The following is a 12,915-nucleotide window of genomic DNA, read 5'->3' on the forward strand; positions in this document are numbered from 1 at the left end:
GGATCTCCAACCCCGGGGCGCGGCCCCAGCCCTGTGCTCACAGATGTTCCGCGCTCACGGGCAAGGTTTCGATCTACGTCGTAAAGGCGGTGGTTTGCGACATCCTTCCCAAACCCGACCCTTCGCAGCGCACAGCAAGAGATACGGGCGCGGCCACTGACGACGTGCTCCGGTGACAGCCCTCAGCCGGAGGGGTGCGGGCCCCGGCCGCGCCGGCGGCCGGGGCCCGCTTCCACGGCACCCTCAGGGGTTGGAGTACATCTGCACGACGACGCGGTCGAAGCGGCGCGCCTCCAGGTCCTGACGGGCGATGGTCCAGTACAGGATCCCCATCGGCACCCCGACCCACTGCGCGAGCAGGACCCAGTCCTCAGGGCTGGACCACTGTTCGCCCCCCTCCGGGAACGCCGAGGCGCGGGCCGGGTCCCCGTAGCCGTCGAAGTCCGCGGCGTAGCCGCCGATCTGCCACTCGCCGCCCCCGTCGGACTGCTCGGACCAGACCCTCTGCAACGTCTCCGCGCGGGGGTGCAGGGCGAGGGTCTCCTCCTCGACGGGGCAGGAGGGCAGTCCCACGCCGGGAACCAGCCGCAGGTCACCGGTGCGCCGCAGCTCCTCGTCCAGGTCCTCGGGGGAGTCGTACCCGTAGGGCTCGTAGCCCGGTGAGGACTCCCGCTCCTCCACCGGCGTCCCCGCAGGCACGTACACAGCCCCGCCCGGGATGACGAACTCGTCCAACTCGACGTTCGCGAACAGGAGCAGGTGGCCGTCGGGCGGCAGCGGGACGCCGGTGGCCTCCGGCGGGATCGCGGCCAGGTCGAGCGTCGCGATGAGCTGGTGGTCGTCGCGGTTGTCGGGGTCGTCGGCGTCCCACACCGTTCCCGGGGTGGGCGCGTCCGGCGGGAGCATCAGCGGAGTGCCGAGCCTGCCCACGACCGGGCCGCCGCCGTCGCGCGCCGTCCGCAGCTTCGGGCGGGCCAGCCCGAGCCACCGGTCCACGTCGTCCGCCGGAACCCCCTTGTCGAGCGCCTGCTCCCGGAACCTGTCCAGCCACCACAGCGCCGACGCGGGCAGGACCCTCACCGACGGGTGCAGCACCCCCACGCCGAACTCCCAGCCGGGCTCCGGCGCCACCACGCCCGGCTCGCCCAGCCCCGCGAGCCACTCCGCTGCGGACGACCGTGCCTCGGCGTCGGCGTCCGACAGCGCGGCCGCCGCTGCCGCCAGGGCGTCCGGGTGGTCACCGAGCACACGCCGGGCCGCCAGGCGGTGGCGGTTCGCGCCGAGCGCGAGCGAGGTCAGGCGCGGGACCAGGGCCTCAGGGGCGGTGGGGAAGCGTTCGAGGACGGTCAGGATCATCGTCGTCGTGTCCACGGCGGGCTGGTCCGGGTGCCGCCTCCCGTCACCGCCGTCGAGGTACTCGTCCGCGAGGTCCAGACGTTCGGCGAACAGGGGCCACCAGCGCTCGGCGTCCTCCGGGGTGAGGAAGGCGCCGATCTTGCGTCCGCGGGAGTCCGTGCGGGTGACCAGGAGCGAGGCGGTCCGCCGGTCCGCGTCGGACATCCCGGCGGCGCGGAACGCGTCCCGCAGGGCGCGGACGTCGGGCATCAGCGCCAGCCGCCCCTCGACGCCGTGCCAGGAGCGGTCCCCGTGGGCCCCGCCCCCGGCCCCCAGCGTCCGCAGTTCCTCCGCCAGGTCCGCGTCCTGCGGTGCGGCGACGGCGGGCACGGGGACGGCGGCCTCCGCGGTTCTCAGCGCCCGCACCCGGGAGGCGGCCCGGCGCAGCAGCCGCTCGCGCTCCGGGTTCCGCGGCCCGTCGCCGCCGTCGGCCAGGGCCTCCTCGATCGCCGCGACGCCGCCGTCCAGGTCGGCCAGACGGGCCAGGACGTCCGGCAGACGGTCCAGCGGCGCGGTCCGCAGGTGCCGTCGCAGCAGGTCCACCTGCCGGGGGCCGTCGATCCGGGCCAGGGCGGACAGCGCCTGCGCGCGGACGCCCGCGTCGGTGTCGACCGCCAGGTCGGCGGCGAGTTCCGCGTGCGCCTCCGGCCTGTGCGCGCACCGGTCCGCCACGTATCTGCGAGTGTTCGGACCGGACCCGGTGACGAGGTCCGCGAGCTCGTCGGCGTGCCGGGCGAGGAACGCGACGCCCGCGTCGCCCTCCAGGAGCCGGTGCCGGAGAAACGGCCAGTGGCGGGAGTCCGAGTACAGCAGCGCCGACAGGACGGCGTGCACGGGAGTGCGGCCGGGTGCGCCGCCCACCCGGGCGACCTCGGCGAGGGTGTGGGCGTCCCACCGCCGCTGGACGTCCTCGGCGTCGGCGCCCTTGGCAGCGCCGAGGACACGGAGCACGTCGTCGGCCAGCACGAGGAGCCACGACGGCTCCCCGGACGCCGGGGCGTCGCCCGAGGCCGCGTGCAGCACCTGTCCGAACCGGGCGAGCACGTCGGTCGGCGCGAGCCGGTAGAGCACCAGCCGTGCGGCCTCGGCGTCCCGGAGCGACCAGCCGGGATGCGCGTCGGCGACGGCCGCCAGCCGGTCGGCCGACCTGACCGCGTCCGGTTTGGCGACCATGTCGGCGCCGGTCGGCCGCTCCCGCAACGCCGCCAGGGCCTCCGGGCGGGTACCGCGCAGCACGTGCTCGACGACCGGTTCGTGGGCCTCCGACACCCGCAGCGGCGCGAGGCAGTTCCGCACCGCTTCCGCCACCCGGGCCGAGGTGTCCGTGCCGCCGCCCGGGACGGCCGTTCCTGATTCAGATTCGTACATGCCGGGAGACTAGGGGCAGGGGCCGACACACGCCTTCGCCGCCGCTCCTTCGGCCGGACGGTCCTCTCCGGCGCAGCCGCTCGGGGGCATCGCCGTCCCGCGCGCACCGGTGGTCACGACGGGCTGGTGCTTTCGGAGAAGGGTGCCGGTCGCTGTGGGGCGCCGACCCCGTCCGCCGATTCAGGCTCGGCCGGAACCCCCTCGAAGGGGCCAGGCGTCGATCACATACCTCTCCGTGCCGTCCACCTCCCGTACGGACCCGCCCCGCCCGCGGACTTCCCTGACCCGCTGCCTCACCGTGTCGCGTCCCCGGGATCTCACACTGACGTGCAGCTCACCGGAGACGGGGAGGCGCCATACGTCCGCGATGCCTCTCGTCCACTGGTCCACGCGGATCGTTCCCGAAGGGCATGAGAGCTCTGCTTCTTCGGGCTCCGACCATCCCCGGTGGACATTCTCACCAGGGGCGCCGTCCCAGACACGCATGCTGACGAGAATGCGGGCGAGGTCCTCCACGCAGTTGATGTAGACGTGTCCCCGGTCCACGCCGAGAAAGGTCAGTCCGGGAAGCCGCAGCGAAGGAGTGTATTCTATTTCGCGGTCGCCGTCGCGGAGGTCAATGATTTTGTGGTCGGTCGTGGCCAGAGTGGAGAAACGTGCCAACAACATCGCCATGACCTCCTGGAATCGGGAAACCGGGCCACCGGGTCCGGTAGGACTCTTCCAGGGTCCGTCATGGTGCGGACAGTCCGGTCGGAGAACGGTTCGGGCCCGCCGTGCCGACGGGCACGGGCTTCACGGGCGCTGAGACGCCCCCGACCGAGCGACCCCGAAGGCCTCCTGTGTCCGCCCTGTCACCATTTCCGTCCCCCGATCCCCTGCTTTCGATGGTGATGCTCGGCCTTTGACCTGTTCGCCCGTACCCGCGTCGTCCCGTCCGACACCGAGGTCGGTGATGACCGGTGATTTCATCCGCTCCGTTCCCCCGACCAGGCACGGGCGCCGTGAATGCGGATCGGCGCCCGTCGACCGCGCGAAGTGATCCGCCCCAAAACCGGGATTGCCGAAAGAAAGGCTGGTGCACAGGGTGCCCACCCCCGCGGCAGACGAAAAGGCGCGCCCTGGAAAGAGCACTCCGATGTCCTTGATCAGGGACCGGAGGGAATGGGTCTTCTTCGCCACCCTGTGGCGGTCACACCCGTGGCTCACCGCGACCTGGTGGGCGCTGATCCTGTTCCAGGGCGTTCTTCCGGCCGGTTTCGTCGTGGCGGTCGGCATGCTCGTCGGCGCCGTCGCCGACGGAGACCCCCTCCGGACACCGCTGCTCCTGGTCGGTGTCGTCTTCGTCCTCATGCAGCTCCTGACACCCCTGCACAACCAGATCGGCTCGCTCCTGGGAGAGCACGTCTCCGACCGTCTGCACGATCGCCTGCTCGTGGCCGCGCTCTCCCCCGAGGGCGTCGCGCACCTGGAGGACCGCGCGCACATGGACGAGCTGACCGCCGCCCGGGACTTCGACCTCGGGATGACCGGCCCGCCCCTGCACCTGTCCATGGGCATCATCGCGGGCGGTCTGGTCGAGGCGGTCGCGGGCCTGGCGCAGGCGGTGGTCCTGGCCGCCTACGCGTGGTGGGCGCCGCTCCTGGTGGGAGGGGCCTGGCTCTCCACCCACTGGCTGCTGCGCGAGAGCTCCCAGTGGGACCGCGACACGGGGGAGGTCCTGGACGCCCAGCGCCGTGCCGAGTACTCCTACCGGCTGGCGGTGGACTCTCCCGCCGCCAAGGAGATCCGGCTCTTCGGCCTGGCGAGCTGGCTGACCGACCGCTTCGCCTCGGACCGGCGGACCCTGGTCGAACTGCGCTGGCACGCCACCCGGCTGCGGCAGAAACCGATGCGCTGGGCAGTGGTGGTCCTCGCCGTCACCGGAGGGCTGTTCTTCTGGTCCCTGGGCCGCGACGCCGCCTCGGGCGCCGTCGACCCGGGCCAGGTGAGCACCTTCGCCTATGCGGCCGTCGGCGCGAGCGCACTGGCCTTCGGCGGCCTGAACTGGGCCCTGTCCCTGGCCGCCGACGGGGTCGCGTCGGTGATGCGCGTGGAGGCGGCGATGGCCACCACGGCCGCGTCCCGCTCGGTGGTGTCCGGACGCACCCCGGCGGAGGGCATGCCCGCCTCCGCGATCCGGTTCCGCGACGTGGTCTTCACCTATCCGGGCATGTCCACGCCCGTCCTGGACGGACTGGACCTCACCGTCGCGGCCGGGGAGTCGCTGGCCGTGGTCGGGGTCAACGGGGCGGGCAAGTCGACCCTGGTCAAGCTCCTGTGCCGCCTCTACGACCCGGTCTCGGGAACGATCGAGATCGACGGCACGGACCTGAGGGAGCTGGACCTGGAATCCTGGCGCCGCCGCCTCAGCGCGATCTTCCAGGACTTCATCCGCTACGAGCTCTCCCTCAAGGACAACGTGGCCTCCCCGGGAGCCACGCCGGAAGAGGTCCTCCAGGCCCTGACCACCGCGGGCGCCGCCGACCTGCGCGACCTCGACCAGATCCTCTCGCCGGGATACGAGAACGGCACCGACCTGTCCGGAGGCCAGTGGCAGCGCGTCGCCCTCGCCCGGGTCCTGTGCTCGGTGAGCCGGGGAGCCGGGGTGGTCGTCCTGGACGAACCCACCGCCCAGCTGGACGTGCGCGGCGAGGCCGAGGTCTTCGACCGCGTCCTGGAGGCCACCCGGGGGTGCACCACCATCCTCATCTCCCACCGCTTCTCCACGGTCCGCCGCGCCGACCGGATCTGCGTCCTCGATCAAGGCAGGGTCGTGGAACTCGGGAGCCACGACGAACTCATGGCCCTCGGGGGCACCTACAAACGACTCTTCGAACTCCAGGCCACCCGGTTCAACGAGGAGCCAACCGACGACCAGGACGGAGCCGACCGTGCCCGCTGACGACCACCCTCTGCCCTCGTCCTGGCGGGGCCTGGGCCGCACGCTCCGGTTGGGCTGGACGGCGTCCCCCGGGCTCATCGCCGTCGCGTTCGCCACGACGGTCGGCGCCGCCCTGCCCGACGTCCTGATCGCCGCGTCCCTGGCGCTGCTCGCGGACGCGGTGCTCTCCGGGAACCAGGCCGGGGTGATCACCGCCGCCGTGCTCCTGGGCGCGCTGGCGGTCATGAGCTGGCTGCTGCGCGTACTGAGCGAGAGGGCCAACCGCCGCTTCGCCGACCGCACCGCCGTGTTCATGGAAGCGCACGTGGTCCGGCTCCAGAGCCAGATCCCCTCCCTGGAACACCACGAACGCCCTTCCTACGTCAACCGCGTCCAGCTCCTCCGCGACCACGCCGACACCCTGAGCGAGGTCTACCAGTACCTGTTCCAGGCGGTCGGCGCCGTCCTACGCCTGATCCTGACCATCTCCCTGCTGATGACCGTCCACCCCCTGTTGGGCCTGCTGGGCCTGTTCGCCGTGCCCATCGCCCTGGTCTCCCACTGGCGGGGCGGTGCGGAGCACAAGCTGGAGGAGGAACTCGGACACCATGAACGCCTGGCCCGGCACTTCTTCCTGCTGGGCACCAACGCCTCCCCGGGACGTGAACTGCGTGCGGCCCGAGGCAGGGACCGGGTCCGCCGGGGACGCCACCGGGCGTGGGCCGCACGCCACCGTGCCATGTCCCGGGCCCGCTGGACGACCACCGCGTGGCAATCGGTCGCGCTCACCGTCTTCAGCGGCGCGTTCGTCTGCGCCGTCGCCGCGGTGGCGCTGAACGGCGGCTCGGCCGCACAGGTCGTCCTCCTGCTCACCGCCGGAAGCCGCCTGGCCCAGTACCTCGGCGAGACGCTCAGCCAGGTCCACTTCCTGCGCACCATCTGGCTGGAGGGAGGGCGCCGCCTGCTGTGGCTGGAGGAACTGTCCTCCACGGCGGCCCGACGGAGTCCGGCCCCCGCGCCGGAGCGGATGCGCACCGGCATCACCCTGGACCGGGTCTCCTTCGCCTACCCCGGGACCGAGCGGAAGGTGCTGGACGGGGTCACGCTCCACCTTCCGGCGGGGGCCGTGGTGGCCGTCGTCGGCGAGAACGGGGCGGGCAAGTCCACCCTGGTCAAGCTCCTGGCGAAGATGTACGAACCCGACTCCGGGAGGATCCTGGTCGACGGCGTCCCCCTGGCCGACGTGTCGGCCGACGCCTGGCGCCAGAGGCTCTCCGGCGCCTTCCAGGACTTCGCGCGCCTGGAGTACCCGCTGCGCCTGTCCATCGGCCTGGGCGACCTGCCCCGGGCCGGGGACGGACAGGCCGTGGACCGGGCGGTCGAACGCGCCGACGCCCGCGCCCTGGTCGAACGGCTCGACCGGGGACTGGACACCCAGCTCGGCAACACCTGGGCCGAGGGAGCCGAACTGTCCGAGGGGCAGTGGCAAAGGGTCGCGCTCGCCCGGGGCTACATGCGCGACCACCCCCTGCTGCTGCTCCTGGACGAGCCCGCCTCCGCCCTGGACGCCGAGACCGAGCACCTGCTGTTCGAGCGGTACGCCGAGCGCGCCCGAGCCCTCAGGGACCGCGACCGCGTCACCCTCCTGGTCTCGCACCGCTTCTCCACCGTGCGCATGGCCGACCTCATCGTCGTCATGGACGGGGCACGGGTCGTCGAGCAGGGCACCCACACCGAACTCATGGCGCTCGGCGGACGCTACGCCGAGCTGTACGGGATCCAGGCCCGCGCCTACCGGATCGAGAGGTGACCACCGCGGCACACGGCGGCGGGCGCGGGGCCCGGCGCGTCAGAGCAGCCCCTTGAGGTAGGGGCCCGTGCGGCTGTCCGGGGCCGCCGCGACCTGCGCGGGCGTGCCCCGCGCGACGATCCGGCCCCCCTGCGACCCGCCGCCCGGGCCCAGGTCGATGACGTGGTCGGCGGTGGCCACGACCCGCATGTCGTGCTCGGCCGCCACCACGGTGGCGCCCGCGCCGACCAGGTCGCGCAGGCGGCCGACGAGGACGTCGGTGTCGTGGGGGTGGAGACCGGTGGTGGGCTCGTCGAGCAGGTAGACCGTGCCGGTGACCCGGCGGCGCTGGAGTTCGGTGGCGAGTTTGATCCGCTGGGCCTCGCCGCCGGACAGCTCCGTCGCGGGCTGGCCCAAACGCAGGTAACCCAGGCCGACGACCCCGGCGGAGGTTCGTGTCGGTAGAGTTGCTGTTCCTGCCCACCACCTACACCCCCGTCCGACCTGCGGCGGCTCGCGCTACAACGACGACACCCTCCGGGTGGAGTAGCAGGGGTGCACGGTCGCGGACGTGCTCGCGATGTCGGTCGAGGCGGCGGCGGAATTCTTCACCGAGGAGCCGTCGGTGCGGCGCTCCCTGGAGACCGTTCCTGAACAGTGTCCAGGAGTGGGTCTTGGACCCATACCTGTGCCACTGGCGCGTCCCCAACGGTGTTGGACGCGCTGGTTCTCCGCGTTCTCGCTGTCCCCGTCCGGCGGCGTGCATCGTGTGCACGCGCCGTGACGGGTCGGCGGAGTTCCTCACGTCCAGAGCTATCCGGTGTGGCCTGGATGGTCCGATGCCCCACACCATCACCCTGGTGGTGTGGGGGCGGTGCCGTCCGTCGCCGGACCGGGTGGCCCTGGGCGCGCCTGCCGACCGCGATGCTGGCCGCATCGTGCCGGGAGACCTTCCTACGTTTGGTGGACAGGGGTTGTTGCCAGTGCTGGGCGCCCCACCGGGAGGTATAAGCCGGATCCACGGCGATCACCACCACCCCCAGGGTGTGGGCCATCGACACCAGCCGGGACCGCAGCCGAGCGGTGGGGAAACCACTGATCAGCTGCCGGAACTTCTTACGGCGCCCGTGCCTTTCCCGGGATTTCTCGCGGGTGAAGTCCAGGTCCTCCACGGCGATGGCTCGCACGCCGCTCGCGGTGGCCCAGCGCAGCAGCCGGGACAGGGCATGACGCACTTGTGCGTCCCGGTGGGAGGCGCTGCCGGACAACTCGAAGGCGAACCGGCGCGGGTTTCCGATCGGGTTGCCGTGGGTGTCCAACTGCCAGGCGGCGAGGTGGTCGGCGTTGGCGTCCACCCCTACCACCCCGCGGGCCAACGCCGCCTCCCAAGGCACCTGCGGGACAGGGGCGGGGGTCCAGGACGCGCTCACATACCACCGGCCCCGATCCGCATCCAGGTGGAGGCGGTAGGCCACCGCCCCGTCGGCCTCGACCCGGTCGGCCCACTCGGCACCCCGGTGGGCGAAGGCCACCCGGCAGGAGAGCACGTACCGACCGTGCGGGGCGTTGGCCAGGTCCGCCAGCGGGGCGGGCAACCTGATCGAGACCTGCCCGCCAGGGGTGATGCGGATCGTTTCGTTGCCGTAGCGCTTGCCGGACTCACCATCAGCGGACAGGAAGAAGCGGGCGGCCTCCCACCGGGACCGCCACTGGGCCCGGGTGAGCCCCGCCCGGTCCAGGTGGCGGCGGGTGTTCAGCAACCGTTTACCGCCACGCACCACATGCACCCGTCCGGCCTCCCAGTCGGCCACCGCCGCCGCGTACCGGTTCTCCAGAGCGGCCAGGCGTCGGGACTTGGCGTGCCACTCCTGGCGACAGGCGTATCCGCCCGGGACACCCTTGGTGCCCTTGGTTCCCAGGGGCTGTGAGAGCCGGTGGCGCAGGGTGTCGATCCCCGTTTGGAGGCGGTGTAGGTGGGCGAGTTGGCTGCGGCGGGCCAGCGCCCACTGCTCGTTGGAGGCCCTGGACAGGGCTCCGGCCCACCGCGACGAGGACTCAGGGGTCAGCTCCCGTTTGCGAGCGGCCCAGGAGTCCTTGCCGTGGCTGGTGCCGTCCGTGTATCGTGTGGCCAGGTCTGTGGAGGCGAGCGATCCCAGATGGACGCCCACGGCCCGCAGCACCGCCTCGTCCTCAGGAGTGAGGCCCTTGAGCCGGTCACGCACGCTCACCCCGGTCGGCGCGGAAGCCAGGAACGGGTCGGCGATTGATCGCAACCGCCGCGTGCCGGTACCCGCCATCTCGCCTCCTGACCCTGCCGGTTCCGTCGCTGTGTTCGATACGACCGTAGCCAGGACCGGGGGCGCTTGTCCGGAGAATCAGCGAACTCCTCGGACAGACTTTCTCCGGTGGTTCATTCACAGGGGTGGGGGCACACAGCCACACACCGCCTTCCGATAGCAACACGTGATCATTCCTGTGCCCTCGTGCGCGTTGGAATGGCTTCCCGATCCAACAGCTAACAACCTCTCGCCCTCGCAGTCCGGGCAGCGTCCCCCCACCACGTTGAAGGAGAACCGGCCGGTCCCGTAACCGAGCGAGCGGGCCTCCTCGGTGGCCGCGAACAGCTTGCGCACCGTGTCGAAGAGCCCGGTGTAGGTCGCCAGGTTGGAGCGCGGTGTCCGCCCGATGGGCTGCTGGCTGACCCACACCACCCGGCCGTGTCCGGCGGCCCTGCGCCGCCGGGCCTCACTGGCGGAGGAGGCGTACGCCTTGAGCACCAGCCTGCGCGCGCTGCTGTACCTGCCCTGGTAGGGCCGGTGGACACGCCCCGCCTCGCGGACCGGGTGGACGGTCACCACGGGCTGCTCCTCGGTGAACAGGATCCAGTCGCGCTCGTCCTGGGGCAGCTCCCGCCAGGGCCGGTGGATGTCGTATCCGAGGGTGTCGAGGATGTCGCGCAGGTTCTTGCCCTGCCAGGCCCCGGGCCAGGAGGCGACGGCCCCGTCGGCGATGCTCAGCCCGGGGTCGGGTACCAGCGACGCCTCGGTGACCTCGTGCTCGACCCCCTCTCCGTGGCACACGGGGCAGGCCCCGGCCGCGGTGTTGGGGGAGAAGGAGTCGGAGTCCAGGCGCGGCGCCCCGGGCGGGTAGACACCAGACCGGGAGAAGAGCATGCGCAGTGTGTTGGACAGCGTGGTGAGGGTGCCCACGGTGGAGCGGACCGAGGGCGCCGAGCGCGGCTGGGCGAGCGCCACGGCCGGCGGCATCCCGGTGATGTCGTCCACCTCCGGGGCCGGGAGCTGCTGGAGCAGGCGCCTGGCGTACGGCGCCACCGACTCCAGGTACCGGTGCTGGGACTCGGCGTAGAGGGTGCCGAAGGCCAGGGAGGACTTTCCCGAGCCGGAGACGCCGGTGAAGGCGACCAGGGCGTCGCGGGGCAGCTCCGTGTCCACGTTCCGGAGGTTGTGGATGCGGGCGCCGCGCACCCGGATGCGGTCGTCGTGGTTGTCCATGGGACAAGGATTACCCGGTCACGGGACCGGAGCGGACCCGCGGACCGCCCTGGCACGGCGGACCCCGGCGCGTACCGGCCCTCCTGCCGGGGGAGGGCCGGTACGGGGGCCCAGACCGCAACCGGCGGGTTCCCCGTCCGCCCGCCGTGGAAAGGGCGTTCCGCCGCGCGGGCGGCCGAGCCGTCCCGCCCCGCGTGAGGGCCGGAGCGGCTCGGGACCGGGGTCAGCGGCGTGCGGCCCACACGGTGCGTTCGGTGCGCACGGCCAGGTCGTCGCGGCGCAGGACGCTGTGCGGGCCGTCGGCGTCCAGGAGCCGGTCGAGCGCGGCGAGGTCCTCGGGGGAGAGCTCTCCGGCGACGGCGGTGCGGACGCGCCGCAGGACGCTGAGCGCGTAGCGGCCGATCGCCTCGCGGTGGGAGTCCCCGGTGTCCACGGAGATCGTGCGCTCGCCCTCGACCGTGAAACCGGCGGCGGTCAGCATCGGACCCCAGTCGGCGCCGCGGTGGGGCATGTGCTCGGCGTGGAAGCGGTCGGTCGCGGCGTGGACGCGCGCCTCCAGGCCGGGCCGGTCCTCGGGGGCGTCCTCGGGTAGGAAGCGGGGGAACCCGGCCAGCTCGACGACGGCGAAGAGGCCGCCGGGCGCGAGCGCGTCGTGGACGCTGCGCAGCGCGCGGTCGGGGCGGGCCATGTGGTGCATCGAGGCCGACGCCCACACCAGGTCCGGTGAGCCCAGGTCGGGCCAGTCGGGGGAGTCGAGGTCGGCCCGCACGGTGCGCACGCGCTCCTCGACGCCGCGGGCGCGCGCCTTGGCGTCCAGCCGCTGGAGGTGTCCGGCGGAGGTGTCGACGGCCGTGACGCGCGCGTCGGGGAAGCGGTCGAGGAGGGCGAAGGTGCCCGCGCCCGTGCCGCAGCCCAGGTCCACGATGTGACGCGGGTCCGTCCTCAACGGCAGCCACGCGGTGATGGAGGCGGTGTGCTCGGCGAGGACCTCGGCGTCCAGGTCGAGGACCTCCGCCTGGACGTCGGCGTCGTACTCCTGGTGGTCGTGTTCCCGGTGGTGGTCGTGCTGGGCGCCGTGGCCGTGGTCGTGGTCGTGCGGGTGCGTCTGGTTCATGGTCTCCACGGTAGGACGCCCATGCGCCCCGAGCATGAAGGTTCCCGGTTTGCGCAAGACAATGGCCGGATGTGCTGCCCGACGCGCAAGACGCGGTCCTCGCACGGTCGCCGCGGCCGCTCCTCAGGTGTCCTGGGCGCCTGGGCCGTCCTCCTCCCGCTGGTGGCCGCGGCGGGCGTCGCGGTCGAAGATGCCCAGGATCTCGCACGGTCCGCCCTCGGCGCCGATGGCGTGCGGCGTCATCGTGGGGAACTCGGCGGCCTGGTTGGTCTCGACGCGAAAGCGCCGGTGGCCGAGCATGAGCGTCGCGGTGCCGGACAGGACGACGAGCCATTCGCGTCCGGGGTGGGCGCGCATGCGGGCCGGGTTGTTGGGCGGCGGTTCGGTGATGCGCTGGCGCACCACGCTCATGCCGGGGTCGCCCTTGACGGGCCAGCGCATCCGGCCGCGGGCGCCGTCGATCATCGGGCTGATGACGACGTCGTCGTCGGCCGTCTCCACGAGCTGGTCCAGTGTGGTGTCCAGCGCTCGGGCGAGGGTGACCAGCTGGTCCAGGGCGAGGCGGCGCCGACCGTTCTCGATGCGGCTCAGCGAGGACTGGCTGAGGTGGGCGCGTCTGGCCAGTTCCTCCAGGGACCAGCCCTGCGCCACCCGCAGGGCGCGGATGCGCCTGCGCACGAGGCCGTCCAGCTCTCCGTCTTCTTGCGTCATGGGCATCATGGTATGCCTTTGGTGCAAAACCGAAGGCGGTGGCCGGTCCAGGAGCCGCTCCCGGAGGGGCGGTCGGGTCCTTCTCCCAGGCCCCTTCACCGTC

At 72.6% G+C, this 12,915-nt stretch carries 7 protein-coding genes and 2 pseudogenes; 2 read left to right on the forward strand and 7 right to left on the reverse strand.

All coding sequences use genetic code 11. The features are described 5' to 3' along the window. Positions 1–243 precede the first annotated feature (243 nt). Both EV372_RS23800 and EV372_RS23805 read right to left on the reverse strand, forming a co-directional pair. The gene (locus tag EV372_RS23800; RefSeq protein WP_130397851.1) at positions 244–2,763 is read right to left on the reverse strand and encodes a DUF1963 domain-containing protein; all 2,520 of its coding nucleotides are present in this window, start codon (positions 2,761–2,763) and stop codon (positions 244–246) included. 180 nt (positions 2,764–2,943) lie between these two features. Continuing rightward, a complete protein-coding gene (locus EV372_RS23805) occupies positions 2,944–3,438 on the reverse strand; it encodes a hypothetical protein (RefSeq protein ID WP_130397852.1) in 495 nt (164 codons plus the stop codon). A gap of 463 nt (positions 3,439–3,901) precedes the next feature. Between EV372_RS23805 and EV372_RS23810 the strand changes: the two genes are divergently transcribed. Both EV372_RS23810 and EV372_RS23815 read left to right on the forward strand, forming a co-directional pair. Next, complete coding sequence (locus EV372_RS23810; protein ID WP_130397853.1) at positions 3,902–5,707, forward strand: ABC transporter ATP-binding protein; 1,806 nt, start codon at positions 3,902–3,904, stop codon at positions 5,705–5,707. Next, the gene (locus EV372_RS23815) at positions 5,697–7,496 is read left to right on the forward strand and encodes an ABC transporter ATP-binding protein (RefSeq protein ID WP_130397854.1); all 1,800 of its coding nucleotides are present in this window, start codon (positions 5,697–5,699) and stop codon (positions 7,494–7,496) included. Before EV372_RS23810 ends, EV372_RS23815 begins: the two co-directional genes overlap by 11 nt. Positions 7,497–7,535: 39 nt before the next feature. Here EV372_RS23815 and EV372_RS23820 read toward each other — a convergent pair. From EV372_RS23820 to EV372_RS23845, 5 genes and pseudogenes are all read right to left on the reverse strand, one after another. After that, positions 7,536–7,913: pseudogene (locus EV372_RS23820) on the reverse strand (AAA family ATPase); the annotation flags it as partial. Between the two features lie 170 nt (positions 7,914–8,083). Continuing rightward, positions 8,084–9,772, reverse strand: a complete 1,689-nt coding sequence (locus EV372_RS23830; protein WP_130397855.1) for an IS200/IS605 family accessory protein TnpB-related protein — start codon at positions 9,770–9,772, stop codon at positions 8,084–8,086. Positions 9,773–9,985: 213 nt separating this feature from the next. Beyond that, positions 9,986–10,987: pseudogene (locus tag EV372_RS23835) on the reverse strand (ABC transporter); the annotation flags it as partial. Between the two features lie 223 nt (positions 10,988–11,210). Next, positions 11,211–12,101 (reverse strand): methyltransferase domain-containing protein, encoded by an 891-nt coding sequence (locus tag EV372_RS23840; RefSeq protein ID WP_486484035.1) that lies wholly within the window; start codon positions 12,099–12,101, stop codon positions 11,211–11,213. Positions 12,102–12,224: 123 nt separating this feature from the next. Further along, positions 12,225–12,812, reverse strand: a complete 588-nt coding sequence (locus EV372_RS23845) for a helix-turn-helix transcriptional regulator (protein ID WP_197044303.1) — start codon at positions 12,810–12,812, stop codon at positions 12,225–12,227. Positions 12,813–12,915 lie beyond the last annotated feature (103 nt).

Source organism: Nocardiopsis sp. CNZ308, assembly GCF_004217075.1.